This is a genomic window from Stenotrophomonas sp. SAU14A_NAIMI4_5, from assembly GCF_003086795.1.
Classification (GTDB): domain Bacteria; phylum Pseudomonadota; class Gammaproteobacteria; order Xanthomonadales; family Xanthomonadaceae; genus Stenotrophomonas.
In genome coordinates, this window is sequence record NZ_CP026003.1 from 3,646,280 (window position 1) to 3,672,836 (window position 26,557).

The window sequence follows — 26,557 nt, forward strand, 5'->3', positions numbered from 1 at the left end:
GGGGTACGGCATCCACGCATGGCGTGGATCTACCACGCATTGCCGGGGCACCGTATCCACGCATGGCGTGGATCTACCATGCATTGCCGGGGCACCGTATCCACGCATGGCGTGGATCTACCACGCATTGCCGGGGCACCGTATCCACGCGTGGCGTGGATCTACCAGGCTGCGCGCACCGTTCCACCAGTAGAGCCACGCCATGCGTGGCTGCAATCAACCGAAAACGAAGCTGCCCTTCATCATCGCGAAGTGGCCGGGGAACGAGCAGAAGAAGGTGTAATCGCCGCCCTTCTGCAGCCCCTTGGTCGAGAAACGCACGCGCGCGGTTTCGCCGCCGCCGATCACCTTGGTGTGCGCCAGCACGCGCTTGTCGGCCTTGGGCAGGTAACTGTCGGCCAGGGTCATGCGCATGCCGGCCATCGCCACCGGCTGGTAGTCGGCCGTGCGGGTCAGCACCCAGTTGTGGCCCATCGCCGTAGCCGCCAGCTTGCCGGTGTGGCGCAGGGTCAGGTCCACTTCGCTGCAGTCGGCAGCCACCTTGATCTGGCGCGTGCTGAAGCTCATCTGGTCCGTGCTGTCGATGCTCACCGCACACACGCGTGCCATCGCCGACGGCGCCAGCATCAGCGCACCCAGTCCCACTGCCACCATCCAAGCCTTCATCGTTGCGTCTCCTGCGGGTTCACCGACCATTCTAGGCAGGGCCATGCGCCACCGGCTGCGACCGTCTGTCGCATGCGCACGCCGGGGTGTTCGCGCTTCTATGGCAATGGCATGCTCAGGCCATGCGGATCGACCTGTTGCTGCTCGATGTGGATGGCGTGCTGGTGCAGTACCAGCGCGCGCAGCGCGTGCTGCATCTGGCGCAGGCGCTGGACGTGAGCGCCGATGCCGTGCAGGCGGCGCTGTATGACAGTGGGCTGGAAGCGGCACACGACAGCGGCGCGCTGGATGGCGCGACCTATCTGGCACGCCTTGGCCGACTGCTGGGCCGCAGCGTGGATGCGCAGACCTGGATCGCCGCACGCCAGGCCGCCAGCCATCCGCAGGACGCGGTGCTGCAGCGCCTGGAGCACCTGCAGGCGCCGCTGGCGGTACTGACCAACAATGGCGCGCTGATGGTGCAGGCACTGCCCCAGCTGCTGCCGGGCCTGTTTCCTGCGTTGCACGGGCGGGTGTTCTGCAGTGCCGATTTCGGCCTGCGCAAACCGCAGCCGGCGGTGTTCCAGCGCGTGCTCGACGTGCTGCAGGTTGCGCCTGCGCACACGTTGTTCGTCGATGACCTGTTCGCCAACGTGCGCGGCGCACGCGCGGCCGGCCTGCACGCGGAAACGGTGCGTGACGGGCGTGGGCTGGGGAAGGTGTTGAAGCGCTACGCGGTACGATGATCCGGGGGTCAGAGCCCTCTCCGCAGGAGAGGGATCCGACCCCTGCGTCATGATCGGGGTCAGATCCCTCTCCCACGGAGAGGGCTCTGACCCCAGCGTCAGCATCAGCGCGCGGCGACGAACGCGGCAACGGCCGCGCGCAGGCGCTTGAGGCCTTCGGCCACTTCTTCGTCGGTGATGTTCAGCGACGGCACGAAGCGCAGCACGTCCGGGCCGGCCTGCAGGGTCAGCAGGCCCTGGTCGGCGGCATGGTCGAGGATCGCACCGGCCTGGCCGGCAAAGGCCGGGCTCAGCACCGCGCCCAGCATCAGGCCGCGGCCACGCACGCCACTGAACACGCTGAACTCTTCGCTGATGCGGTCAAAGCCATCGCGCAGCGCCTTCGACTGGCGGCTGACGTTGGCGGCGATCTCCGGCGAGGCCAGCTTGCGCAGGGCCACGCGGGCGACGGCCGCGGCCAGCGGGTTGCCACCGAAGGTGGTGCCGTGGGCGCCGAACTGCATGGTTTCGGCCACCTTCGGGCCGGCCAGCATCGCGCCGATCGGGAAGCCGCCGCCGAGGGCCTTGGCCAGGGTCACCATGTCCGGCACCACGTCATCCTGCCAGTGCGCGAACAGGGTGCCGGTGCGGCCCATGCCGGCCTGGATCTCGTCCAGCACCAGCAGGGCATCGTGCTGGTCGCACAGCTCACGCACGCGCTTGAGGAAGCCGGACTTGGCCGGCATCACGCCGCCCTCGCCCTGCACCGGCTCGAGCATGACCGCAGCGACGTCGCCGGCGGCCATCGCGGTTTCCAGCTGCACTTCATCGTTGAAGTCGATGTAGCGGAAACCACCGGGCAGCGGCTCGTAGCCTTCCTGGTACTTCGGCTGGGCGGTGGCGGTGACCGCGCCCATGGTGCGGCCGTGGAAGCTGCCGCGGAAGGTGATGATGACGCGCTTGTCGGCCGGGCGACCCTTGCTGGAGGCCCACTTGCGGACCATCTTGATCGCCACTTCGTTGGCTTCGGCGCCGGAATTGCACAGGAACACGCGCTCGGCGAAGCGGCTGGCCTGCACCAGTTCCTCGGCCAGGTGCAGCGGCGGCGCGCTGTAGAAGACGTTGCTGGTGTGCCACAGCTTGCCGGCCTGCTCGACCAGCGCAGCCACCAGGTCCGGGTCGTTATGGCCCAGCCCGCACACGGCGATGCCGGCGGCCAGGTCGATGAACTCGCGGCCCTGGCTGTCCCACACGCGGGCGCCCTGGCCTCGCTCCAACACCACCTGGCGGGGCTTGTACACCGGCAGGTAGTAGTGCGACAGGGAGATCAACGGATCGGTAGCGGCGGTCATGGCAGTGGATTGGGTTCAGGAACCCCCATTCTCGCCCCCCAGCCCCTGCGGCACAATGTGCGGATGCGCCCGTTTTCCGCCCCCCAGCTGAACCCCGCCACCGCTTCCGGCTGGCGCCGGACCTGGTTCGACATCATCTACCGCCACGACACCCGGCCGTCCCGCAATTTCGACCTGATCCTGGTGGTGGCGATCATCGCCAGCATCCTGGTGGTGATGATCGACAGCGTGCAGCACCTGCACGTGGCATGGTCGGACTGGCTGTACGTCATCGAGTGGGGCTTCACCGCCCTGTTCACGATCGAGTACCTGCTGCGCCTGGCGGTGGTGAAGCGGCCGTTGCGCTACGCGGTCAGCATCTGGGGCATCATCGACCTGCTGTCGATCCTGCCGGCCTACCTGTCACTGTTCATCCCCGGCGCGCAGAGCCTGCTGGTGGTGCGCGCGCTGCGCATGCTGCGGGTGTTCCGCATCCTCAAGCTGACCCGCTACATCGAGGAAAGCGGCGTGCTGCTGCAGTCGCTGTGGCGCAGCCGGCGCAAGATCCTGCTGTTCCTGTTCACGGTCATCACCATCACGATCATCGCCGGCACCCTGATGTACATCATCGAGGGCCCTGCGCATGGGTTCAGCAACATCCCGGCCAGCATGTACTGGGCAGTGGTGACCATGGCCACGGTCGGCTTCGGCGACATCGTGCCGCAGACCGTGCTCGGCCGCTTCGTCACCTCGGTGCTGATCCTGATCGGTTACAGCATCATCGCCGTGCCCACCGGCATCTACACCGCCGAGCTGGCCAGCACCATGCGCGAGGCCGACATGGCCGCGCGCCGGGATGCGCGTGGTTGCCCGCAGTGCGGGCTGGAAGGCCACGAGCCCGACGCGCGCCATTGCCGCCGGTGCGGCAGTGCCCTGCCGGATACCTTCAACAGGTAGATCCACGCCGTCCAGACCCAGTAGATCCACGCCATGCGTGGATGAGCAACTGTACAGTGCGGACCAACGGTCCGCACCCACCAGAGTCAGTAGATCCATGCCATGCGTGGATGAGCACCCACCAGAGTCGGTACTCGTCAACGCATGCGATTGCTGGTGGTCACCAGGTCGTTGTACGCGTCCAGGATGTCCGACTGCGCGCCTTCCGGGGCCGAAGTGAGCCAGCTGCCCGATGCCTTGCGCTCGGCGGCCAGACCTTCGGCGCTGATCGGCTTGCCCTGCTCGATGCGTTCGATGCCACGGCCGGCCTTGCGGATCAGCATGTCGGCCGAGCGCTGCACATGGCCCCAAATCGGGTCGTCCTTGCCGATGCCGGCGGCCTGCATTTCCTTCACCAGTGCCTCGTAATCCGCCACGCGCGTGCGCAGCGCGGCGACGTCAGGCTTTTCATCCTGGAAGGCCACCGCAAGCTGCTTGCCGTCGCCGACCAGGCGCAGGTGGTAGTAAGCCGGCGAACGGCCCTCACTCTCTTCGATCTGCTTCAGCTGCGCGGCACGGCGCTCTTCCTCGTTCTTTTCCAGCGCCACGTCCAGTGCGTCGCTGGCCTTGAAGAAGGCCGCATAGGCCTGCATCAGCGGTGCGTGCTGGCTGCGCATGCCTTCGCCGCCATCGCGACGGAACTCCTCGCGGCTGAAGTAGCCATCGGCCTGCTCGATCTTCGCGTACAGGGCCTGGAAGGCCTGCTGGTAATCACGCACCGGCGCATCCATCGGGATCGCCGGCGTCATCGCCAGCGCGTCGGTCAGCGGCTGGCCGCAGTACTCCACGCGGTGCGACAGCACCTTGCCCGGCGAACGCGGCTGCGCTTCCTTGCCGGTCGGGCCGGCTTCGACATCCTTGATCCAGCCGGTGTACGTCTCGAAGCCCTCGTGGATGGGCTGCTCGACGCCGTTGTAGCACTCGATGTAGGCGTTGACCTTGGCCAGGCTGGGATCGGCCAGCGACAGGCCGGTGGATTTGTTGCAGCCGACCAGGCCGGCCACGGCACCCAGCAGCAGCACCGGCAGTACACGTACAGAAGCGTTCAATTCAGTTCCTTGCAGAAAAAAAAGAGCACCGCCTTATTGGCGGTTGCTCTGGAATACCAGTGAGTTGTATTCCTGCATCAGCTTGCCCGGCGAGCCATGCGGTGCCATGGTGGTGTCCAGCATGCGCCGCTCGATATCGCTGTACGGTGTCTTCTCCGCAACGCGCTTCAGGCGCTCCTTGCTCTCACGGCGGAAATTCTCGGCGGTGCGCTCGAAGCTGTTCCAGTCCAGCTTGCCCGGCTCCTGCTCGGCCACCTTGGCATGGGCCTCGTCGGAGATCGCGTTGAACGCATCCAGGCGCCGGCGCGCTTCGGCCACGTCGAAGCTGTCTTCAGCCATCAGGTCCATCAGCGCCTTGGCATCGCGCATGATCGCCAGGCGGTAGAAATTGCGGGTGCGGCCTTCCTGCGCTTCCACCTTGGCCAGCTGCGAATCCTGCAGGCGATCGTTCTCGGCATCCAGCGCGTCGCTGAACACGCTGCTGGCTTCGACGAAGGTACCGAATGCAGACATCAACGGCGCATGCAGCGCCTTGCCGCGCGCGAAGCCATCGTCTTCGTAGTCATCACGCTGGTAGTAGTCGGCCGCTTCGTGGGTGATCGGCTGCAGTGCATGCAGTGCATCGAGATAGCCCTGCGCGGCCTTGTCCAGCTCCGGCAGCGACGGCTGCGCGGCGATGGCTTCCGGCAGCGTCTTGTCGCAGCCTTTGAGGTCGCTGGCGGTCAGGTCCGGCGGACCAATCGGGCGTTCCTCGCGACCGGTCGGGCCGGCCTTGGGGTCCTTCATCCACACCGTGTACGGGCCGATGCCCGCGTGGATCTTGCGGTCCACATCGTTGTAGCACTCGATGTAGCCGTTGAGCTTGCCCATCAGGGCCTGGTCGCTGTCGGTGTCGACGGCGGCGGTCTCGCCCTTGCCTGCAGTGTCGGCGGCATCGGCCGGGGCCGCAGGCTTGCCACCACAGCCGGCCAGGACAAGGGACAGCGAAGCAGCCAGGGTGGCCGCACGAAGCATCGGTCGCATAGGGAAACTTCCTTGTTGAGAGAGTTGATGAAAACGATTCCAGCCACCCATTCTACCCAACCCGGGCAGTGGCCATCCTTGACCACTGCCTCAGAAGCACGCGCCGCCGATCAATCCAGGAACAGGTCCGGCAGCAGCGGACGCGACGCGTCCACGGCATACCCGGACAGATCGGTCAGCCCGGCTTCGCCCAGCACCTCGTCATCAATCAGGAAGCGGCCGTGGAAACCGGCGGCCTCGCGCACCAGCACCGCATGCGCGGCATCGGCCATGATCTGCGGCGTACGGCAGCCCGCCGCATCGACGCCGGGGATCATGTTGATCGCATCGGTGGCGATGACGGTGCGCGGCCACAGCGCATTGACCGCCACGCCCTGCGGGCCGAACTCCGCAGCCAGGCCCAGGGTGACGAAGCTCATGCCCATCTTGGCCAGCGTGTAGCCGGTATGCGGGCCCCACCACTTCGGTTCCAGGCTGGGCGGCGGGGCCAGGGTGAGGATGTGCGGATTGGGCGCCTGCAGCAGGTACGGCAGGCAGGCCTGCGCGCACAGGAAACTGCCGCGCGAATTGACCTGCTGCATCAGGTCGAACCGCTTCATCGGCGTATCCAGCACGCCGCGCAGCCAGATCGCGCTGGCGTTGTTGATGAGGATGTCGATGCCACCGAAGGTATCCACCGTCGCGGCCACGGCCGCCTTCACCTGGTCCTCTTCGCGGATGTCGCACTTCAGGGCGAGGCCCTGGCCGCCGGCCGCGGTCACGGCTTCGGCGGCGCTGTGGATGGTGCCCGGCAGCTTCGGGTTGGGCACCGACGACTTCGCGGCGATGGCCACGTTGGCGCCGTCGCGCGCCGCGCGCAGTGCGATGGCCAGGCCGATACCACGCGAGGCACCGGTGATGAAAAGGGTTTTACCCTGCAGACTGCCCACGTTCCACACTCCAGCGTATGCAATGAGCCGCTAGTATGCCGCGCCGACGCGGAGTTCACCGCGCGTTGACGATACTGGCGCCCCGGTCACACGCACGAGGTACACGCCATGCGCCGTTCCCGCCTGCTGCTGCCTGCCCTGGGCCTGGCCCTGCTCACCGCCTGCCAGGGCCGTGCGCCGGAACCCGGCACCGAACCTGCCACGGGTGATGCGCCCGCCGCCAACAAGGCCGCCGATGGCTCACTGCGCTGGAGCGAGTCGGTGGTCTGGGATGGCGACCTCAACGCCTGCCGCCAGGGTGAGAACAGCGCAACGCGCGAGTGCCTGGCCGAGACGATGAAGTCCGCCGGCGCCAGCGCCGATGCCGTGGCCGCTGCAGACCAGCTGTCCACCGGCGGCGAGTTGGCCTACGTGACGGCCTGGCATGAACACGATGGCCTGGGCGTGGCCACGGTGGAGTATCCGTTCCGCGCCAACACCAACGAGGGCACGCGCCTGGTGGATGCCGGCGGCAAGCGCATCGATGTCGACGCGGTGCAGCTGGACGACACCCTGCGCGCCGACCCGGGGGTACAGGCGGTGCTGGCCGCGCATCCGCAGGCCACGCCGTTCGCGCCCGCACAGGCAGCAGGCACGGCACCGCTCGATGGCGGCGGCATCCGCCTGCTGTACCGCACGCCGCTGCGCGACTGCCATGCCTGCCCGGATGTCGGCCAGTTGCAGATCGGTTATGACTTCGATGGCAAGCGCAACTTCATCGGCCAGCAGGTGGTGCCGGCGGCGCGGCATTGAATCAACCGTACGCCTGCACCTGCTTCTTCAGAAGGTGCGGCACGATCCATCGATGCACCGGCGCCACCGGCAGCATGTAGAACCGCCCAAACGCGTTGTGGGTATGCACGACGGTGGCCACTTCCAGCACGTCACCCTGCCACTGCAGCGCCAGCTGCACACGCAGGTGGCGGTCGTTGTCCTCCAGCACGATGGCATCCTCATCCAGCGACTGCAGGGTGAAGATGCCCAGCCGCTGGCCCGGTCGCGGCGCGGTGGTGTCCTGCACCGCGCGCAACGAGCCCAGGTCCTTCATGCCGAGCAGGCGCATGCCGCGGTTGCGCAGCGCCATCAGGCCATCGAACCAGCCGGGGATGGTCGCGGCCATATCGCGGTATGCCTGCAACGCGCTGCGGCCATCGCGACGGGTATGGACCTGGCAGGCGTGCACGAAGCTGGCGCCGGGCAGCTGCGCGCGCAGCACGCTGGCCGCACTCGGCGGCGCGGTCACCACCTGCGCGGCGGTCACGGCTTCGGCCCCTGCCCTTCGTTGTCTTCCCAATGCAGGATGCGGCGGGTGACGAAGCGGTAGACCGGCTTGCCGGTGGCGAACCACAGCTCGCGCACCCAGGAGGTGCGCTTGAGCACGCGCTTCTCCACCGGGGTGAGCGACTCGCGGCAGTACATGCGCTTGTGCTTGAGCAGGTGACGCAGGTCTTCGCGGGCCAGCAGGCGCATCCAGCGCGAGCGCGGGTTGCCGATCACCGCCAGCTGGAAGTCGATCAGCGCCGGGCGGCCGTCTTCGGTCACCAGCCAGTTGGCCTCCTTGGCCAGGTCGTTATGGGCCACGCCGCGCCGGTGCAGCTGCTGCAGCAGGCGCCGCGCGGCACGGAACCAGGCCAGGTCGCCACGCGGCGGACGCTGGTACATGGCATCGCCGGCCATGAAGCTGCGGTCGAGATGGCGGCCATCCCAGTCCAGCAGCTGCGGCACGTCGGCCATGCCCTCGATATGCCGCAGCGCGCGTGCTTCGCGGCGTGCCAGCCACCACGCCGGCACGCGCAGCCACAGCGGCGTTGCGCCCAGGTCGCGGCGTACGAAGGGGCCCTGCGGCCCCTGCACAAGCATGATGCGGCCGAAGCTGTCGGCCTTCAGGGCATGCGTTGGAGCGTCGGTCGAGTGCGGCATGCGCCCATTCTAGGCGATGGCGCTGGTTGCAAACGGTCACCAAGCCGCTGGGAACCAGTCACCTTCACGCCTCTATAATCGGGCAATGGACTCTTCATGGATCGACGCCACCCTCGCGTGGATTGCCGCCCATCCCGTACTCGCGGGCGCGGTTATTTTTCTGATCGCCTTCTGCGATGCGGTCATCATTCTCGGCGCCATCGTGCCGGCGCTGCCCCTGCTGTTCGCGGTGGGCGTGTTCATCGGCCTGGGGCAGATCTCCGGGCCGTATGCCGTGGCCGCGGCGGCGCTGGGTGCGTTTGCCGGTGATGGCATCAGTTACTGGATCGGCCGCCGCTGGGGCGACCGCCTGCGCGGGGTCTGGCCGTTCAGCCGCTACCCGCAGCTGCTGGACCGCGGCGAGAACCTGTTCCGCCGCAATGCCTTCAAGAGCATCCTGATCGCGCGCTATGTCGGCGCCATCCGGCCGTTCGTGCCCGCCATCGCCGGCATGCTGAAGATGCCGGCCAGCCGCTACGTGCAGGCCAGCGGCATCGCAAGCCTGTCGTGGGCGGTGCTGTTCCTGGCGCCAGGCTGGATCCTCGGCGAAGCCTATGACGCCGTCGCCGCGGTTGCCGGACGCCTGGTGGTGGTGGTCGGCCTGCTGGTGGTCATCCTCGGCCTGGTCTGGGCCATCGTGCTGTACGGCTACCGCTGGTCGGCCGCGCGCATGGACCACTGGCTGGCGCGCCTGCTGGACTGGTCCAACCGCCACCCCACGCTGGGCCGCTACACGGTCGGCGTGCTCGACCCGAAGCGCCGTGAATCGGTGCCGCTGGCGATGCTGGCACTGATGCTGCTGTTGCTGGGCTGGGGCTGGTTCGCGCTGCTGACCGTGGTGGTCGCCCATGGCGAACCGCTGGCCATCGATCTGCTGGTGCACCAGGCCATGCTGGCCCTGCGCAACCCGTTGGCCGACTACCCGATGGCCGCACTGGCCTCGCTGGGCGCGTGGCAGGTGCTGATGCCGGCCACTGCGGCGGCGATGGGCTACCTGGTGTGGCGCCGGCGCTGGATGGCCGCCGCGCACTGGCTGGCCGCACTGGCCTTCGGCCTGGCCCTGACCAAGCTGCTGGGCACCACCGTGGACGTGGTGCGCCCGGTCGATGCCAGCAGTGGCTTCGGCTTCCCTTCGGTGTCGGTGACCATGGCCACCATCACCTTCGGCTTCTTCGCGGTGCTGATCGCGCGCGAAATGCCCGGCCGCACCCGCGTCTGGCCGTACCTGGTGTCGGGCATCGTGGTCAGCCTGATCGGCTTCTCGCGCCTGTACCTGGGCGCGCACTGGCTGAGCGACGTCATCGGCGGCATGTTGTTCGGCACGTTCTGGCTGCTGGTGCTGGGCATCGCCTACCGCCGCCGCTTCAACCGCTCGTTCTGGGTGAAGCCGGTGGCGTGGCTGTTCTACGGCGTCTTCGCGGTGGCGGCGATGTGGTACGCGCCGCGCAACATCCCGGTGAAGCTGGAGCGCTTCGAACCAACCCTGCCGGCACCGGTGGCGATGGACATGCAGGCCTGGTGGCAGCACGACTGGGCCAAGCTGCCGGCGCGCCGCAACGAGTTCGACGATGACCAGCGCTGGCCGCTGGACGTGCAGGTGGCCGGCCCGCTGGCACCGCTGCAGGCGCAGCTGGAAGCGCGCGGCTGGACCGTGCAGGCGCAGGCCGGCTGGGAAGAAGCCCTGCTGATGCTGGACAAGAACACTGGCGCCGACGAACTGCCGGTGCTGCCGGCCACGCTGGAAACGCGCGTGGAAGCCCTGCTGATGGTGCGCCAGGGGGCCAAGCCGGATGAGCGCTACGTGCTGCGCCTGTGGCCGGCACCGGGCCAGCTGCAGCCGGGCGACGTGCCGCTGTGGCTGGGCAGTGCGCAGACCCTGCGCTACGAGCGCCACTTCGAGTGGATCGGCATGTGGCACCCGGTGCGCGGCATCGACCCCGCGTTCAATGCGCTGAAGGACGCCGTGCAGGGCATGCCGCAGCACGAGGACGTACACGCCGAAACCGGGTTGCCGGTGCTGCGGTTGAAGACGCAGCCGTGATCGATCGCCGGGCATGGCCCGGCGCTACCGGAACGTGGATGGGTAGCGCCGGGCCATGCCCGGCGGCGTAGATCCACGCCATGCGTGGATGGCCGCTTACGGCATCCACCCCAACAACTGCTGCAAGCGCTGGTGCGGGTCGTCCATCTGCAGCAGCTGCAACCGCTGCTGTTCGCCGAGCGGCAGCAGTTCGGCCAGCCGCCAGCCGACCCAGCTGGCCTGGTCCAGCAACGCTGGATTCGCCGGCGCATAGGCCTCGCCCGCCTGCTCGATGATGTGCCCGAGCACCGTGGCCAGCAGCGCATGCTGCGGCTTCAGTTCGTCATCGGGGTCTTCTTCGCACCAGCGCACATCGGCCACGACCAGGCCGTTGTCGCGCACGCGGGTACGCTCGACATGGAAACGCCGGGTACCGCGCAGGCGCAGCTGCAGCACGCCATCGGCGCCGACATCGAAGTCCTCGATGCGGACCTGCACGCCGTAGGCCGCCGGGGTAGCCGGCTCCCCCACTTCCTGCCCTTCCAGGATCAGGCAGACACCAAAGCCCTCGCCGCTGCGGCCGGTGTCGCGCACCAGGTCCAGGTAGCGGCGCTCGAACACGCGCAGGCCAACCGCCGCGCCGGGCACCAGCGTGGTGTGCAGCGGAAACAGCGGCAGCGGAACGTCGGTGCTCATCGGGCCTGCAGGGCGGCGAGAAAGCGGCGCGGCGCGCCGTCGAAGCCACCGTTGGACATGAACACCACGTGGTCACCGCTGCGCACGCTGGACTGCAGCTGTGCCAGCAGCGCATCGGTATCGGGCACGGCATGGGCCTGGCCACGCACGGCGGCGATCACCGAAGCGGCATCCCAGGCCAGTTCCGGCCGATGCAGGAACACCACTTCGTCGGCCAGCGCCAGCGACGGTGCCAGCGCCTGGGCGTGTGCGCCCAGCCGCATCGAGTTGCTGCGCGGTTCCATCGCCACCACGATACGCGCGTCGCCGACCTTGGCGCGCAGGCCGTCCAGCGTGGTCGCGATCGCCGTGGGGTGGTGGGCGAAATCATCGTAGACGGTGATGCCGTCATGGCTGCCGATCACTTCCATGCGGCGCTTGACGCTGCGGAAGCGGGCCAGCGCCGGGATCACCTCGGCCGGGGCCACGCCCACCGCATGCACGGCGGCCAGGGCGGCCAAGCCGTTGAGTACGTTGTGGCGGCCCAGCAGCGACCAGTGCACATCACCCAGCGCCTGCCCACGGTGATGCACGCGGAAGGCGCTGCCATCGGCGGCCAGCAGCTCGGCATGCCATTCCAGCGACGGGTCGAAACCGAAGCGCTCGACCGGGGTCCAGCAGCCCATCTGCAGCACTTTGGCCAGGTGCGCGTCCTCCCCATTGACGATCAGGCGGCCGCGCGCGGGCACGGTGCGCACCAGGTGGTGGAACTGGCGCTCGATGGCCTCCACGTCCGGGAAGATGTCGGCGTGGTCGTATTCGAGGTTGTTGAGGATGGCCACCAGCGGCCGGTAGTGCACGAACTTGCTGCGCTTGTCGAAGAAGGCGGTGTCGTACTCATCGGCCTCGACCACGAACTCGCGGCCCTGGCCCAGGCGGGCGGAGACGCCGAAATCCTCGGCCACGCCACCGATCAGGAAGCCCGGCGAACGCCCGGCGCTTTCCAGCAGCCAGGTCAGGATGGTGGTGGTGGTGGTCTTGCCGTGGGTGCCGGCCACGGCCAGGGTGTCGCGGCCCGGCAGCACCTGCTCGGACAGCCACTGGGCACCGGAGATGTAGCGCTGGCCGGCGTCGAGCACGGCTTCCACGGCCGGGTTGCCGCGTGACAGGGCGTTGCCGATCACCACCTCGGCGGTGCCCGGCGGCACGCTGTCGGCGCGGTAGCCCTGGTCCAGGACGATGCCCAGCTGCTCAAGCTGGGTGGACATCGGCGGATAGATGGCCTGGTCGCTGCCACTGACCGTATGGCCCAGTTCCCGCGCCAGGGCGGCCACGCCACCCATGAAGGTGCCGGCGATTGCAAGGATATGTACGCTGCTCATGACCGGGGATTGTGACCGATCACGGCTGTATAGGGCCATTGTCAGCAGCGGGGTCAGACAACTCCTACAGCGCTTGTGAGAAAAGTCCAACCGTCTGTCAGGGAATTCCTGATAGCGCAGGTATGTGAACCCGTACACAATTCAGGAAGCCAGCCGTAGTACCCGAACCGGTCCTACTCCCCAAGAGGCCATCCCCAAGGGAGCTCATGCTGCGGAGCCCTGAGCAAGCTCATCGCTGGCACCTATGAAACGAAACAGGCCTGGTCCGCGAGGATCAGGCCTGTTTCGTTGTCGCTGCAGGGTGGCCGGCGCAGGGCCGGCCAACCGCCATCAGCCCTTGATCGCTGCCAGGATGCGGGCTTCGATCTCGTCCAGGTCACCGACGCCATCGACGCGGGCCAGGGTGCCACGGCCGGCGTAGAAGTCGACCACCGGGGCGGTCTGGTCGTTGTAGACCTGCAGGCGCTGGCGCACCGCTTCCGGGTTGTCGTCGGCGCGGCCCTGTTCCTGCGCGCGGCCGGCGATGCGCTCGACCAGCAGCTCGGTGGCCACGTCCAGCTGCACCACGGCGTCCAGCGGCTGGCCGATCTTGGCCAGCAGGCCGTCCATCGCATTGGCCTGGGCCACATTGCGCGGGTAGCCGTCCAGGATGAAACCCTTGGCGACATCGGCCTGGGTCAGGCGCGACTCCAGCATGCCCAGCAGGATGTCATCGGACACCAGGTTGCCGGCATCCATCACCGCCTTGGCCTGCTTGCCCAGCTCCGAGCCCGCGGCGATTTCCGCGCGCAGCATGTCACCGGTCGAAATATGGGCAATGCCCAGCTTTTCTTTCAGGCGCGTCGCCTGCGTCCCCTTGCCCGAACCGGGCGGTCCCAACAGAACCAATCGCATTGACCTGACTCCAACGTGTTGAAAACAAAGAAGGTTCGCGCCCCGGACGGACCGGTATCGCTGCACCGCAATAGCGCCACTTTAGCGCATCCGGGTAATGTCTCTGCAATGTCCCCCTCACCGAGCAGGTAGAAGCATGCGCAACGGCACCCTCCTCTACGCCCAGTCCGGCGGCGTCACGGCGGTCATCAACGCCACCGCGGCGGCGGTCATCGAGCAGGCCCGGGCCAAGGGCATCAAGGTCCTGGCTGCCCGCAACGGCATCCTCGGCGCCCTGCGCGAGGAGCTGATCGACACCAGCAAGGAGAGTGCCGCCGCCATCCGCGCCCTCGCCCACACCCCGGGCGGCGCCTTCGGCTCGTGCCGGGTCAAGCTGAAATCGCTGGAGGCCGACCGTGCCCGTTACGACCGCCTGCTGGAGGTGCTGCGCGCCCACGACGTGCGCTGGTTCCTCTACAACGGCGGCAACGATTCGGCCGATACCGCGCTGAAGGTGTCGCTGCTGGCCAAGGCGTCCGGCTACGACCTGACCTGCATCGGCGTGCCCAAGACCATCGACAACGATTTGGCCGTGACCGACACCTGCCCGGGTTTCGGCTCGGCAGCCAAGTACACCGCGGTCTCGGTGCGCGAGGCCGCGCTGGACGTGGCAGCGATGGCCGAGACCTCCACCCGCGTCTTCATCTACGAGGCGATGGGCCGCCACGCCGGCTGGCTGGCCGCCGCCGCGGGCCTGGCCGGCAATGGCGAGGACGAGGCTCCGCACATCATCCTGCTGCCCGAGCGTGCCTATGACGAGGCGACCTTCCTGGCCAAGGTCAAGGCCGTGGTCGAGCGCGTCGGCTACTGCGTGGTCGTGGCCTCCGAGGGCATCGCTACCGCCGATGGCCGCTTCGTCGCCGATGCCGGTGGTGGCAAGGATTCCTTCGGCCATTCGCAGCTGGGCGGCGTCGCCGCGCATCTGGCCGGCCGGGTCAAGGACCAGCTGGGCCTGAAGGTGCACTGGGCCCTGCCCGACTACCTGCAGCGCTCGGCCCGGCACCTGGCCAGCAAGACCGACTGGGAACAGGCGCAGGCGGTGGGCAAGGCCGCCGTGCAGCTGGCGCTGAAGGGCCAGAACGGGGTGATGCCGGTGATCGTGCGCAGCAGCGATGCGCCCTACCGCTGGAAGATCGAGGCCGCGCCGCTGGCGAAGATCGCCAACCATGAGAAAAAGATGCCGGCCGGCTTCATCCGCCGCGATGGTTTCGGCATCACCGCCAAGGCACGCGCCTACCTGTCGCCGCTGATCAAGGGCGAAGCCCCCCTGCCCTACGGCGCTGACGGTCTGCCGAAGTACGTGACACTGAAGAACGTGGCGGTGAAGCAGAAGCTGCCCGCGTTCGAGGGCTGAGCCACGGTCGGGGCGAGGGAGGAAGGCGATGGCACTGCGCGTTGTTCGACTCGGCAGCCCGCGCGCGCCCGGCGAGGGCCTGCGCATCGGCACGGTGCGGCGGCCGCCACGGGGCGTGCCGCGCAGCGAGTTCGCCCGCCAGGATTGGTATGACGTGTGGTTCCCGACGCTGTCGCCCAGCCCGGCGCTGGTGAAGCTGGCGCACGAGGCGAAGACTGCGGCGGACTGGAACGCCTTCTTCCGCCACTTCAAGGCCGAGATGAAAGCGCCCGAGGCCGCCCATGCGCTGGATCTGCTGGCGGCACTGTCGCAGCACAGCGACATCGCCGTGGGCTGCTACTGCGAAGAGGAGGCGCATTGCCATCGCAAGGCGCTGCGCGAGCTGCTGGTGGCACGCGGAGCGAAGCTGGCCGAGGGGTGATGGCGCGCTGCGGTAGATCCACGCCATGCGTGGATGCGACATCGGTGCCGACCAACGGTCGGCACCCACCGGGCAGGTTCCGGCATCGGTGCCGACCAACGGTCGGCACCCACCGGGCAGGTTCCGTCATCGGTGCCGACCCAAGGTCGGCACCCACCCGTATCAATTACAGGCCTTGCCTTCCACCTGCAGCTGCGCGGCGAACATCGTCACCTGCGGGATCTTGCCGGCGGCCGCCTGCTTCTTCGCTTCTTCCAGATAGATGCGCGACTGGCCCTGGCCATCCAGCGCCTGGGTGCTGTTGACCGGCAGGCGCCACACCCGCACCACCGCCTGCTGTGCCGGGCAGGCGGCATTCGGCACGCGGATCACGTCGTTGAGCTTCCAGCCCTTGTCGGCACTGGGCTGTGCCTTGGCGTAATCGACGAAGCGGGCGCGCGGCTGGCACTGCTCGCTGGTGCGCACGGCGGAGAAGCGGTACGGCTCGGCGGCCTGGCCGGTGAACACGCCTTCCAGGCGTGCACAGGCCTCGGGAATCTGCCGCAGCGTATGCACCGCACCTGCGGCCTGGGGGGCGCCGACCGCCCGCTGCAGTTCGGGGGTTTCCGCAGCCAGGGCCGGCAGGGCCGGAACCAGGGCGGCAAACATCAGCAGGGACAGGCGCATGGGGAATCTCCGTCAGGACTGTGCGCAGGCTTGCAGAAGGTGGCTTAACGGGGTGCAAAGGGTGCCGCGAAGGAGCCGGTCGAGTTGCCGCTGCGCTCACCGGGGCATGCCAGTCGAGCAAGCTCGACTCTACGGGGGCCGGGACGCATACTGCGGGCACCAGGGAATGCTGAACACCGCCATACGTCGGACGACCGTTTCGGTCGGCACGGGTTGGTTCCAGGCTGCAACCCGTCGTCCCCCTCGTGGTGCCGTTCATCGCCACTGGATGCTCACCATCCATTCTGCGGAGGGGTCTGATGCTGGAACGTCACGGGCTGTCACTGGCGCTGGGCTGCGCCATTCTCGCGATCCTCTACGGGATCATCTCGGCGCGCTGGATCCTGCGCCAACCCACCGGCAATGAACGCATGATCGCGATCGCCACCGCGATCCAGGAAGGCGCGCGCGCCTACCTCAACCGCCAGTACCTGACCATCGGCGTGGCCGGCGTGGTGCTGTTCGTGCTGGTCGGCGTGTTCCTCAGCTGGTACACGGCCATTGGTTTCGCGGTCGGCGCGGTGCTGTCCGGCGCGGCCGGCTACATCGGCATGAACGTCTCGGTACGCGCCAACGTGCGCACCGCCGAGGCCGCGCGCAACGGCATCAGCGCGGCGATGGACGTCGCGTTCCGCGGCGGCGCCATCACCGGCATGCTGGTGGTCGGCCTCGGCCTGCTGGGCGTAGCCGGTTACTACGCACTGCTGCTGCGCATGGGGCTGCCGATGGAACAGGCGCTGCACGCGCTGGTCGGCCTGGCCTTCGGCTCCTCGCTGATCTCGATCTTCGCCCGCCTCGGCGGCGGCATCTTCACCAAGGGCGCCGACGTCGGCGCCGACCTGGTGGGCAAGGTGGAAGCCGGCATTCCCGAGGACGACCCGCGCAATCCGGCGGTGATCGCCGACAACGTCGGTGACAACGTGGGCGACTGCGCCGGCATGGCCGCCGACCTGTTCGAGACCTACGCGGTCACCGTCATCGCCACGATGCTGCTGGGCAGCCTGATGCTGAGCGAGGCCGGTGCCAATGCGGTGCTGTACCCGCTGGTGCTGGGCGGGGTGTCGATCATCGCCTCGATCATCGGCGCACTGTTCGTGAAGGTGAAGCCCGGCGGCTCGATCATGGGCGCGCTGTACAAGGGCGTGATCGTCTCCGGCGTGCTGGCGGCCATCGCGTTCTATCCCATCACCACCGGGCTGATGAGCGCCAACGTGCATGGCCCGCTGGCGCTGTACGGCTGCGCGCTGATCGGCCTGGTGCTGACCGGCCTGATCGTGTGGATCACCGAGTACTACACCGGCACCCAGTACAAGCCGGTGCAGCACGTGGCGCAGGCCTCGACCACCGGCCACGGCACCAACATCATCGCCGGCCTGGGCATCTCGATGAAGTCCACCGCGCTGCCGGTGGTGGCGGTGTGTGCGGCGATCTGGGGTGCGTATGCGCTGGCCGGCCTGTACGGCATCGCCATCGCCGCCACGGCGATGCTGTCGATGGCCGGCATGATCGTGGCCCTGGATGCGTACGGGCCGATCACCGACAACGCCGGTGGCATCGCCGAGATGGCCGAGCTGCCCTCGGACATCCGCGACATCACCGATCCGCTGGACGCCGTGGGCAACACGACCAAGGCGGTGACCAAGGGCTATGCAATCGGCTCGGCAGCACTGGCCGCGCTGGTGTTGTTCGCTGATTACACGCACAACCTGCAGGCGGCCAACCCCGGCCAGGAGTTCCGCTTCGACCTCAGTGACCACACGGTGATCATCGGCCTGCTGATCGGCGGCCTGATTCCCTACCTGTTTGGCGCGATGGCAATGGAAGCGGTCGGCCGCGCGGCCGGTGCGGTGGTGGAGGAAGTGCGGCGCCAGTTCCGCGAGATCCCCGGCATCATGCAGGGCACCGGCAAGCCGCAGTACGACAAGGCCGTGGACATGCTGACCCGCTCGGCCATCCGCGAAATGATCGTGCCTTCGCTGCTGCCGGTGGCCGTGCCGGTGGTGGTGGGCCTGCTGCTGGGGCCACGCGCGCTGGGCGGCCTGCTGATCGGCACCATCGTCACCGGCCTGTTCGTGGCCATTTCGATGACCACCGGCGGCGGTGCCTGGGACAACGCCAAGAAGTACATCGAGGATGGCCACTTTGGCGGCAAGGGCAGCGAGGCGCACAAGGCCGCGGTGACCGGCGACACGGTGGGCGACCCGTACAAGGACACCGCCGGCCCGGCGATCAATCCGCTGATCAAGATCATCAACATCGTGGCGCTGCTGCTGGTGCCGCTGCTGTAGATCCACGCCATGCGTGGATGGGGTTGTCGCCACGCCCCGTAGAGTCGAGCTTGCTCGACTGCTTTTGGCCTGCACCGCAAGAGCAGTCGAGCAAGCTCGACTCTACGGCCTGGAACCCCGCAACCGCAGGGCGACAATCACCACCACTGCAATTCCCCAGCACACGTAGATGGGCGTATCCCACCCGTCATAGGTGCTGTGCGGGCTGGAGATGAAGGCCAGCGACGCCAGCCACGCGCAGAGCACGCCGGGCAGGCGCGCGCCACGCCAGATGCAGAACGCAGCAAACACCAGCAGCGGCCAGGTAAAGATGACAGCGGCCGTGAACGGTGCCAGCGAGACAAAGGCCACGCAGGCGGCGAAGACCACGCTGCACCAGGCAAGCACCCGCAGGGTCCGTGTTGTCACTGCAGCCTCCGGTCATCCATTGACGGTCGTGTCGATGATAGCGGTTGCCGCTGGGGTCAGAGCCCTTTCCTGCGGAAAGGGATCCGACCCCGTTGCCGACCCCGCTGCCGGTCAACGACCGCGCAGGTAGAACGCGACCGGCACCATCACTTCCACCGGGTCGCCGGCCACTTCGGCCGGCGGCGCCGGTACCGGGCTGGCGCGCTGCACGGTCTCCAGCGTTTCCTGGTCCAGCAACGCGAAGCCACTGCCGCGTTCGATGCGCGCGCCGGATACGCGCCCATCGCGGTACACGGCGAACCGTACGTAGACCACGCCCTGCTGGCGCAGCCGTTCGGACTGGCGCGGATAACGCCGGTGCTGCTGCAGATGGCCCAGCAACAGTCCCTGCCAGGTGGCATTGGCGCGGCTGCGCTCACCGGCCGTGGTCTGCTGCGCCGCATAGCGCGTGGCGGCTTCAGCAGGAACCTCCGGCGGTGCCGTCGTCCGCTCGACATTGGCGTCGGCACTGTCCTGCGTGGTGCTGGCCGGTGCCTGCGGCTTGGGCACCACGTCGCCCTTCGGCTGCGGCGGCACCTTCGGCGCGGGCGCGTGTTCGCGCACGGTCTCGCGCTTCTGCCGTTCCTGCTGCAACGGCCCGGTCGGCAGCGCGCGCGGCGGTGCCGGCGGCGCCTGCACGGTCGGCGCAAGCTCCAGCATCAACGCGGCCGGCGGCGCCACCGGGGTGACCGGTGCCGCGCGCGCCTGCCACCACCACACCCCGCCAATCAGCACGGCGTGCACCAGCAGCACGATCGCCAGGCTGGTCGCCCAGCGCCGCAGTGTGTTCATCGCGCGCCCTGCTCCAGGCCGACGAGGGCCACCTTCAGGTAGCCCGCAGCGCGCAGTGCATCCAGGGTCGCCATCAGTTCGCCATAGGGCACGCGCTGGTCGGCACGCAGGTAGATGCGCTGCTCGGCGTCACCGTGCGTCGCCGCCTGCAATGCGGCACCCAGCGTGTCGCGCGGCACCGGCTGTTCGCCCACGCGCAGCGACAGGTCGGCCTGCACGGTCACGTACACCGGCACCTGCTCGCTGGGCGTGGCCTGTGCGCTGCTGGCCGGCAGCTGCACCGGTACCGAGACGGTGGCCAGCGGTGCGGCCACCATGAAGATGATCAGCAGCACCAGCATCACGTCGATGAAGGGCGTGACATTGATCTCGTGCGCTTCTTCGGGCGTGTCGTCGCGGTCGGACGCAGTCCTGATCGCCATTCAATGCACCGCGCGCGGGGCGCTGGCCGGTGCGCGCGTGGCGGCACGGTCCAGGTCGCGCGAGACCAGCTGCTGCACGGCCGCCGAGAGATCGCCGAGCAGGCCACGCAGGCCGGCCAGCACGCGGCTGAAATGGTTGTAGACCAGCACCGCCGGAATCGCCGCGACCAGGCCCAGCGCCGTGGCCAGCAGCGCCTCGGCGATACCGGGTGCGACCACGGCCAGGTTGGTGGTGTTGCTGTGGGCGATGCCGATGAAGCTGTTCATGATGCCCCACACGGTGCCGAACAGGCCCACGAACGGCGCCACCGCCCCGATGCTGGCGAGCACGCCGATGCCACGCCGCTGCACGCGGGCGGTCTCCAGTTCCAGCCGGTCCAGGCGCGAGGCGACGCGCTCCTTTATGCCGTCGCGGCTGTCCAGATCCTGCGACAGGCGCAGTTCGCTGCGGGCCGCGTGCAGCATCGCTGCAGCGGTGCCTTCGGCGAGCGCGGCATCCGCATCGTCAGCGGGCAGGCTCGGCGTCTCCAGCAGCCGCGCACGTGCCACGCGCAGCGCGCGCGCCTGCCGTGACAACTCCCAGCCCTTGGCCAGCAGCACGGTCCAGGTGGCCAGCGAGGCGACGGCCAGCGCGATCATCACGGCTTTGACCACCACGTCGGCGGCCAGGTACATGCCCCACGGAGTGAGGGCGGGAGCGGCCAGGGGCGCAAGGTCAGCAGGCAGCATCGTCGGGGGTTCCATCAGAATCGGGGGTAGACGCGCGGCGGCGGGCCGCACGCGTTTCGGCATCGCCCACGTCCACCAGCGGTGTGGGATCAAGCCGTGGTGCCGGCCGGCTCAGCACATAGCCGGCGCTGGCCGCGAAGAACAGGCCCACGCCCAGCAGCAGGCGCCAGGAGGGGTGCGCACCCCAGCAGAACAGGACGAAACCCACGGCCATGCCGGCGCTGGCAAAGGCCTTGCCCTTGCGCGACACCGCGCCCTGCTCGCGCCACAGGCGCAGCGAGGGGCCATAGCGCGGATGGGCAAGCAGGCGCTGCTCGAACTTCGGCGAACTGCGGGCGAAGCAGCCCACCGCCAGGATCAGGAAGATGGTGGTGGGCATCACCGGCAGCAGTGCACCGATCACGCCCAGGCCGACCATCAGCCAGCCCAGCGCGAACCAGAGCCAGCGCATCAGCGGTGGCCGCTCATGCGCCGAATTCCACTTCAACGTGGCCATGCACGCTGCGGAAGGCGGCGTCGGCCGCATCGATCACCTGCTGTTCCTCTTCGGCCGACAGCGGCACCGCGTCCAGCGCCGCGGTGAACTCGCGCCAGTGGCGGGCGGCACCATCGGGGTGCGCGGCCAGGTGGCGGGCGCCGAAGTCACGGTCCAGGCCCAGCGCGGCGGCCATCTTGTACAGCACGGTGCCGCCCAGGTTGGAGCCTTCGGCCACGTACAGCCAGCCCAGCGCGGCCGGCAGCGGCAGGTCGGTGGCCAGCGGCGCCATGTCCTGGCCGGGCAGGCTCTGTTCCAGGTCCTGCAGGTCGCTGCGCACCTGCTGCAGGCGGCGGCGTTCATGCAGGGCCGGCAGCAGTGCGTCCAGTGCAGGGCTGGCGTAGAGCGCGTCGATGCTGCGGTGGAAGCGGTACTGCACGCGCAGGAAGCGGGCGAAGTTGCCGCGGTCGGCGAAGATGTCGCCGGCCATGATGCGCTTGTCGAGGGCGCCATGGCTGTCACGGGTGGCGGCCTTCAGGCGCACGCTGCGGCTGTCGTCGGGGGAAATTGTCGCGGTCATCGGGGAGTGCCAGGGGGAAGCGTCGATCATGAGACGTGCCACGAGGGGGTTCCCCCAAGACGGCATGCGTCGATAATGCAGCTTACCTTTCCCCTGCCAGGCAGTTTCCGATGATCACCACCGAACCGAGCATGACCAACCTGTTCCTGCAGCTGGGCCTGGACGCCAGCGCCGAGGCCATCGCCGGGTTCATCGCCCAGCACCAGCTGGCCACGGAAGTGGAAGTGGCCGACGCCCCGTTCTGGAGCGATGCGCAGCGCCAGTTCCTGGCCGAATCGCTGCAGGCCGATGCGGCCTGGACCACCGTGGTGGACGAGCTGAACGAAGCGCTGCACGAAGATGCCGTGAAGGCGGCGCGCGGGCTGTAAGCGCTCGGGAAGAAACGCCGGGCATGGCCCGGCGCTACCGACGTGCCGGGGTCAGAGCCCTTTCCGCTGGAAAGGGATCCGACCCCGGTCTGTCAGTACTTCCAGGTGATGGCCAGGCGCGCGGTACGGCCCGGGGCCGGCATCACGCCCAGGGCCAGCGGGTCCAGGTAGTAGCGATCAGTCAGGTTGTCGACGTTGGCTTCCACCGACAGCTGGTCGTTGAAGCTCCAGCTGGCGAACACGTCCACCAGGGTGGTCGGCCGGTACAGCTGCTGGATCGCCGACAGGCCGACGTTCCATTCCTTGTCCAGCTTGCTGATCGGGCCGGCGTTGTGGACCACGCGGGTACCGAAGGTCAGCCGCTCGTCGAACAGGCGCGAGCCGACGGTCAGGTTGACCATGTAGCGCGGCGGGTTCTGCGTGTTCGAGTACGAACCCTCGAAGCCACCATCGACGCAGTCAGGCGTATTGGCCAGCTCCTCGATCTTGCGCTGCACGCCGTAGGCACGACGCTCGGCGGCGATGTCCGGCGCGCAGGTCTTGGCCTTGAAGTAGTAGTGCGCCGATAGATCGGCGAACAGCTTGCCGCTGTCATAGCTGGACTGGAACTCCATGCCCGACACCTTGAACTGGTCGACGTTGCGGATCAGGCCGGCCGACAGCGTGCGGTAGTCGCGGGTGATCAGGTCGTCGATACGGGTATCGAAGTAGGCCAGCTTCAGCGCCAGGCGATCACCGGCAGTGAACAGGTCGTGGCGGATCGTGCTGGCGCCCAGTTCCCAGCTGCGCGCACGCTCGGGCTTCAGTTCGGACACCGGCTTGGCCGCGGTGAACAGGCCCAGGGTGGTCTCGAACAGGCTCGGCAGCTTGGTGCCTTCGGCGTACTTCAGGTAGACCATGCTGTCTTCGCTGAAGCGGAAGGCAACGCTGGCGGTCGGCGAGAACGCGCTGTCGCGGCGGCGGATCGGCTTGGACCAGGTCCAGCTGACCGGCACTTCCAGGTCTTCGGCAGCATCGGCGTCGTAGAAGTTCCAGCCGCCGATGTCGGCCACCGTGCCACGCTCGTAGGGCGAGGCCAGCAGCGAGGCCTGGGTGAAGTCGCCGTTGGCGTCCGGGTACCAGTTCAGCAGCGCGATGCGCTTGGCCCGCCACGACGGCAGGTTCGGGTCGCCGTTGAGCAGTTCGGTGTAGCGGTACTGGCCCTGCACCTCGTACTTGTCCGGGGTGGCCAGGCGGTTGCGGTCGTGCACGTCCACGCGGTTCCAGCGGCCACCGGCCTGCACTTCCCAATGCTCGTCCAGCGCCCACTTCAACGACGCCACGGCGCTGTATTCCTTGCGCTCGGCGTTGCGCAGGAAACGGTTGTTGACCAGATCGTCGTGCATGATCGGCGCGGAACTGCCCGGCGCGATGTCCTCATCGCTGTAGGACAGGCCGTAATCCAGGGTGAAGCGGCCGGCATCGGTGTCGAAGATCGAGGTGTTGCTGGCATCCAGGCCGAAACGCTTCTGCCGCAGCGGGTTACGGTAGGCGTCCTTGTAGCCGGGGTTGCCGCTGAAGCTCGGCGCGTCGTACCACTCGGTGCGGCGGTCGTAGTACCACGGGGTGATCCCGGTCAGGCTGTTGTACATCACGCTGTCGGTGTCGGTGTACCAGGCGTTGACGCGCAGATCGATCTTGTCGCTGTCCGGGTTGAAGCGGTAGCGCGCGCTGTAGCTGTCCATGTCGACGTGGCCCGGGTCCCACTGCGGCACGCGGTCGCGGTCCACGCGGATGATCTGCGAGGCCATGATCTCGCCGGCGGTGCCTTCATAGCGGCGGTAGCCCAGTTCCAGGGTCTGTGCATCGTCGATGCGCCAGGTGCCCTTGAGCAGCGCCGACTTCGAGCGCGAGGAGGTGTTGAAGACTTCGGTGCGCGGCGGGTTCAGCGGTGCCAGCGTGCGACGGGTCTGCGGAAAGTCGTCGTAGCCGTGCTTGCCGGCGAAGTAGTTGCCGTTGTCGCGGTACGCGTAGGCCGCGACCAGGTCGAATTTGTCCCAGTGTTTGGCAGCGGCGACGTTGAAGAACTGGCTGCCGGTGGCGCTGCGGTCGCTGCGCGGTGCGGCGTCGTAACCGGGCAGGTTGTTGGCACTGCCGTTGGCGAGGCCGCCGCGCACGCGCACGCCGACGTCGCGGCCCTCGCGCAGGACGTCATCGACGTTCAGTGTTTCCATTTCCACCACGCCGCCGATGCCGCCGGACGCATTGGCCTGCAGGCTCGGGCCCTTGGTGATGGTCAGCCGCGAGATCAGGTCCGGGTCCAGGTAGGTGCGCTGCGACTGGCCGGCGTAGCCACGGTAGGTGTCCATGCTGGACTGGCCGCCGTCAATGATGACCGGCACGCGGCTCTGCCCCTGGATGCCACGAATGTTGACGTCGAAGCCGTTGCCGACGCGCGGGTCGCCAGCGGTGACGCCGGCCACGCCCTTGACGATGTCGCCGTTGGAGGTGCCGCGGAAACGCTCCAGCTGGGTGCGGTTGATCGTGGTGCTCGAACCGACGCTGCGATAGGTGTCGAGCAGGCGTGCTTCGTCGCTGACCGCGCCGCCTTCGATGTGCTCACCGGACACGCTGAGCGTATCGGTGACGATGACGCCGCTGCCGGCCTGGGCCGGCGCTGCTTCCAGGGTGACCGCATCGCTGCCGACGCGGCGTGCGACCAGGCCACTGCCCTGTAGCAGGCGCGACAGCGCATCACTGGGCGACAGCGTGCCACTGACCGCCTGCGAGGTGACACCGTTGCCGAGCGTGGCCGGGTAGGCCACCTGCACGCCGGACTGGCGCATGTAGGCGCGCAGCGCGGCATCCAGCGGCTGGGCAGGAATGTCGAAGCGCAGCAGGGCCGCGGCTGCGGTGGTGCTGGACTGGGCCAGCACGGTCGGCGCGGTGCCGGCCAGGCCAGCGGCAAGCAGGGCGATGCACAGACGGGACGGGCGCAGTGCGCGGCCCGGACGACGGAAGTCGGACATGGGAAACCTGTGAGGGGAACGGAGCCGCGGGCGCGGCGTCATCCGCGCAGGCGCGGACACAACGACGTACGTGGCGGCGGCGGGTACGTTCGTGGGGTAAGACGAATGGGGTGGTTGGAACCCCAAGGTGAATTCATCCACGCATGGCGTGGATCTACCGGTGCGTGATTCAGTAGAGCCACGCCATGCGTGGCTGCGGGGTTGCCGGCAGATTCATCCACGCATGGCGTGGATCTACCGGTGGACGATGGCCACGCCCAACGGCAGGCGGGTGACCTGCAGGCCGGCGGTCGCGGCCAGCGCATCGAGTGCCTGTTCCGGCTGGTCGATGCGCAGCGCCGCGCTGACCGCCGGCAGGCGCGACAGGTCACCGCGCACGAACGTCGGGCCACGGCGATAGCGCCCCACTTCCTGCACGGCCTCTGCCACGGCGGTTTCGTCCAGCAGCAGCTCACCCTGGCGCCAGGCGCCGACGCGATCGGCCGCCACGTTGGCCAGGCGGGTCACGCCGCTGTGCGCGCCGTAGCTCGCGCGCTGCCCCACCTGCAGGTAGGTCCAGCCGCCATCCACCGGATTGGCCACGCGCACACGGCCCTGCCCCACTTCGGTTTCCACCGAGTCGTCGAGGCGGGCCACGGTGAACGCGGTGGAGATGTCTTCGACCACGCCGTTGCCGGCGGCCACACTGAAGCGTCGCTGCGCATCGGCCGTCACCTCGAACCAGGCACGCCCCTGCAGCAGCTCGATGCGGCGCGCGTGTGCATCGAAGTGCACGGCGATGGCGCTGTCGGCATCAAGCACCGCGCGGCTGCCATCGGGCAACTGCACCGCCTGCACCTGGTGGTTGCTGCGATGGTCGGCCTGCAGCCGCAGCCATGCATCGGGTGCGGTCACCAGCAGCGCCACAGCCGCCGCGGCGGCGGCCGCCCAGTGCAGGCGACGCTGGCGGGGACGCGCACGCGCGCGGAGCGGGGAATGCGGCGTGGCGGCGACCGATGCCACCGGTGCCGGCGCGAGGCTGCGCCACAGGCGCCGCTCGTGCTCAAAGGCACGGCGATGCCCCGGCTGTGCCAGCCATGCCTCGAAGTCCCGCATGCGCGCATCGCTGTGCTCGCCGGAGGCCAGGAACACGATCCAGTCCCGGGCCTGTTCGGCCACGGGGTCGTCTGCGCGGGCGCTGGAAGGGGAATGCGGGCTCATCGGCTGGCAGGCGGTCGCGGGCGTGCGCGGTGGAAAGGACGGGACCGCAGTGCGACCCATGG

The 26,557-nt window shown here is 68.4% G+C and carries 27 protein-coding genes; 8 read left to right on the top strand and 19 right to left on the bottom strand.

Annotated features, from left to right (window positions below):
- Positions 1-216: 216 nt before the first annotated feature.
- Complete coding sequence (gene azu / locus C1925_RS16830) at positions 217-666, bottom strand: azurin (protein WP_108769889.1); 450 nt, start codon at positions 664-666, stop codon at positions 217-219.
- 122 nt (positions 667-788) lie between these two features.
- Here azu and C1925_RS16835 point away from each other — a divergent pair, with 122 nt between their 5' ends.
- The gene (locus C1925_RS16835; RefSeq protein ID WP_108769890.1) at positions 789-1,391 is read left to right on the top strand and encodes an HAD-IA family hydrolase; all 603 of its coding nucleotides are present in this window, start codon (positions 789-791) and stop codon (positions 1,389-1,391) included.
- Positions 1,392-1,495: 104 nt separating this feature from the next.
- Here the strand turns inward: C1925_RS16835 and C1925_RS16840 are convergent, their stop codons facing one another.
- Positions 1,496-2,722, bottom strand: a complete 1,227-nt coding sequence (locus C1925_RS16840; protein ID WP_108769891.1) for an acetylornithine transaminase — start codon at positions 2,720-2,722, stop codon at positions 1,496-1,498.
- A 63-nt stretch (positions 2,723-2,785) separates the two neighbouring features.
- Between C1925_RS16840 and C1925_RS16845 the strand changes: the two genes are divergently transcribed.
- Positions 2,786-3,658 carry an ion transporter gene (locus tag C1925_RS16845; RefSeq protein ID WP_108769892.1) on the top strand — a complete coding sequence of 291 codons (873 nt, stop codon included), beginning with the start codon at positions 2,786-2,788 and terminating at the stop codon, positions 3,656-3,658.
- 137 nt (positions 3,659-3,795) lie between these two features.
- Here C1925_RS16845 and C1925_RS16850 read toward each other — a convergent pair whose 3' ends face one another.
- From C1925_RS16850 to C1925_RS16860, 3 genes are all read right to left on the bottom strand, one after another.
- Complete coding sequence (locus C1925_RS16850; protein ID WP_108769893.1) at positions 3,796-4,746, bottom strand: YiiG family protein; 951 nt, start codon at positions 4,744-4,746, stop codon at positions 3,796-3,798.
- A gap of 33 nt (positions 4,747-4,779) precedes the next feature.
- Entirely contained in the window at positions 4,780-5,769 is a 990-nt protein-coding gene (locus tag C1925_RS16855; RefSeq protein ID WP_254051340.1) for a YiiG family protein, read from the bottom strand.
- Positions 5,770-5,879: 110 nt separating this feature from the next.
- Positions 5,880-6,698, bottom strand: a complete 819-nt coding sequence (locus C1925_RS16860; protein ID WP_108769895.1) for an NAD(P)-dependent oxidoreductase — start codon at positions 6,696-6,698, stop codon at positions 5,880-5,882.
- Between the two features lie 108 nt (positions 6,699-6,806).
- Between C1925_RS16860 and C1925_RS16865 the strand changes: the two genes are divergently transcribed.
- A complete protein-coding gene (locus C1925_RS16865; protein ID WP_108769896.1) occupies positions 6,807-7,490 on the top strand; it encodes a hypothetical protein in 684 nt (227 codons plus the stop codon).
- A 1-nt stretch (position 7,491) separates the two neighbouring features.
- Here the strand turns inward: C1925_RS16865 and C1925_RS16870 are convergent, their stop codons facing one another.
- Together C1925_RS16870 and C1925_RS16875 are read right to left on the bottom strand one after the other, a co-directional pair.
- Positions 7,492-7,998: a DUF2867 domain-containing protein gene (locus C1925_RS16870; RefSeq protein WP_108769897.1), complete on the bottom strand. Its 507-nt coding sequence runs from the start codon at positions 7,996-7,998 to the stop codon at positions 7,492-7,494.
- Positions 7,995-8,657: a serine/threonine-protein kinase gene (locus C1925_RS16875; RefSeq protein WP_108769898.1), complete on the bottom strand. Its 663-nt coding sequence runs from the start codon at positions 8,655-8,657 to the stop codon at positions 7,995-7,997. Before C1925_RS16875 ends, C1925_RS16870 begins: the two co-directional genes overlap by 4 nt.
- A gap of 85 nt (positions 8,658-8,742) precedes the next feature.
- On the opposite strand from C1925_RS16875, the gene C1925_RS16880 reads away from it, so the two are divergent.
- Positions 8,743-10,737, top strand: coding sequence for a bifunctional DedA family/phosphatase PAP2 family protein (locus C1925_RS16880; RefSeq protein ID WP_108769899.1), 1,995 nt, complete (start codon positions 8,743-8,745; stop codon positions 10,735-10,737).
- Positions 10,738-10,833: 96 nt separating this feature from the next.
- On the opposite strand, the gene C1925_RS16885 is transcribed toward C1925_RS16880, so the two are convergent.
- The 3 genes from C1925_RS16885 to C1925_RS16895 all read right to left on the bottom strand — a co-directional run bounded on the left by C1925_RS16885 (position 10,834) and on the right by C1925_RS16895 (position 13,667).
- Positions 10,834-11,412, bottom strand: a complete 579-nt coding sequence (locus C1925_RS16885; RefSeq protein ID WP_108769900.1) for an LON peptidase substrate-binding domain-containing protein — start codon at positions 11,410-11,412, stop codon at positions 10,834-10,836.
- On the bottom strand, positions 11,409-12,773 hold the full coding sequence (gene mpl, locus C1925_RS16890; RefSeq protein WP_108769901.1) for a UDP-N-acetylmuramate:L-alanyl-gamma-D-glutamyl-meso-diaminopimelate ligase: 1,365 nt from the start codon (positions 12,771-12,773) through the stop codon (positions 11,409-11,411). The genes C1925_RS16885 and mpl overlap by 4 nt, the downstream gene beginning before the upstream one ends.
- A 330-nt stretch (positions 12,774-13,103) precedes the next feature.
- The gene (locus C1925_RS16895; protein WP_079223114.1) at positions 13,104-13,667 is read right to left on the bottom strand and encodes an adenylate kinase; all 564 of its coding nucleotides are present in this window, start codon (positions 13,665-13,667) and stop codon (positions 13,104-13,106) included.
- Between the two features lie 136 nt (positions 13,668-13,803).
- Here C1925_RS16895 and C1925_RS16900 point away from each other — a divergent pair, with 136 nt between their 5' ends.
- Positions 13,804-15,060: a 6-phosphofructokinase gene (locus C1925_RS16900; protein ID WP_108769902.1), complete on the top strand. Its 1,257-nt coding sequence runs from the start codon at positions 13,804-13,806 to the stop codon at positions 15,058-15,060.
- Positions 15,061-15,088: 28 nt separating this feature from the next.
- Entirely contained in the window at positions 15,089-15,481 is a 393-nt protein-coding gene (locus C1925_RS16905; RefSeq protein WP_108769903.1) for a DUF488 family protein, read from the top strand.
- A 162-nt stretch (positions 15,482-15,643) separates the two neighbouring features.
- Here the strand turns inward: C1925_RS16905 and C1925_RS16910 are convergent, their stop codons facing one another.
- The gene (locus tag C1925_RS16910) at positions 15,644-16,147 is read right to left on the bottom strand and encodes a hypothetical protein (protein WP_108769904.1); all 504 of its coding nucleotides are present in this window, start codon (positions 16,145-16,147) and stop codon (positions 15,644-15,646) included.
- A gap of 299 nt (positions 16,148-16,446) precedes the next feature.
- Here C1925_RS16910 and C1925_RS16915 point away from each other — a divergent pair, with 299 nt between their 5' ends.
- Positions 16,447-18,474: a sodium-translocating pyrophosphatase gene (locus C1925_RS16915; RefSeq protein WP_108769905.1), complete on the top strand. Its 2,028-nt coding sequence runs from the start codon at positions 16,447-16,449 to the stop codon at positions 18,472-18,474.
- Positions 18,475-18,576: 102 nt separating this feature from the next.
- On the opposite strand, the gene C1925_RS16920 is transcribed toward C1925_RS16915, so the two are convergent.
- The 6 genes from C1925_RS16920 to C1925_RS16945 form a co-directional block, all read right to left on the bottom strand.
- A complete protein-coding gene (locus C1925_RS16920) occupies positions 18,577-18,882 on the bottom strand; it encodes a hypothetical protein (protein WP_108769906.1) in 306 nt (101 codons plus the stop codon).
- Positions 18,883-18,993: 111 nt separating this feature from the next.
- Entirely contained in the window at positions 18,994-19,713 is a 720-nt protein-coding gene (locus tag C1925_RS16925) for an energy transducer TonB (RefSeq protein WP_108769907.1), read from the bottom strand.
- Positions 19,710-20,135 carry a TonB system transport protein ExbD gene (exbD, locus tag C1925_RS16930; protein ID WP_108769908.1) on the bottom strand — a complete coding sequence of 142 codons (426 nt, stop codon included), beginning with the start codon at positions 20,133-20,135 and terminating at the stop codon, positions 19,710-19,712. Before exbD ends, C1925_RS16925 begins: the two co-directional genes overlap by 4 nt.
- Positions 20,136-20,864 carry a tonB-system energizer ExbB gene (gene exbB, locus C1925_RS16935; protein ID WP_108769909.1) on the bottom strand — a complete coding sequence of 243 codons (729 nt, stop codon included), beginning with the start codon at positions 20,862-20,864 and terminating at the stop codon, positions 20,136-20,138.
- Positions 20,851-21,315 carry a YbaN family protein gene (locus tag C1925_RS16940; protein WP_108769910.1) on the bottom strand — a complete coding sequence of 155 codons (465 nt, stop codon included), beginning with the start codon at positions 21,313-21,315 and terminating at the stop codon, positions 20,851-20,853. The genes exbB and C1925_RS16940 overlap by 14 nt, the downstream gene beginning before the upstream one ends.
- A gap of 13 nt (positions 21,316-21,328) precedes the next feature.
- Positions 21,329-21,919 (bottom strand): biliverdin-producing heme oxygenase, encoded by a 591-nt coding sequence (locus tag C1925_RS16945; protein WP_108769911.1) that lies wholly within the window; start codon positions 21,917-21,919, stop codon positions 21,329-21,331.
- A 110-nt stretch (positions 21,920-22,029) separates the two neighbouring features.
- Between C1925_RS16945 and C1925_RS16950 the strand changes: the two genes are divergently transcribed.
- A complete protein-coding gene (locus C1925_RS16950) occupies positions 22,030-22,287 on the top strand; it encodes a DUF2789 domain-containing protein (RefSeq protein WP_108769912.1) in 258 nt (85 codons plus the stop codon).
- 92 nt (positions 22,288-22,379) lie between these two features.
- On the opposite strand, the gene C1925_RS16955 is transcribed toward C1925_RS16950, so the two are convergent.
- Both C1925_RS16955 and C1925_RS16960 read right to left on the bottom strand, forming a co-directional pair.
- On the bottom strand, positions 22,380-25,295 hold the full coding sequence (locus tag C1925_RS16955; protein ID WP_108769913.1) for a TonB-dependent receptor: 2,916 nt from the start codon (positions 25,293-25,295) through the stop codon (positions 22,380-22,382).
- 234 nt (positions 25,296-25,529) lie between these two features.
- Complete coding sequence (locus C1925_RS16960) at positions 25,530-26,495, bottom strand: FecR domain-containing protein (protein WP_108769914.1); 966 nt, start codon at positions 26,493-26,495, stop codon at positions 25,530-25,532.
- Between the last annotated feature and the right edge of the window lie 62 nt (positions 26,496-26,557).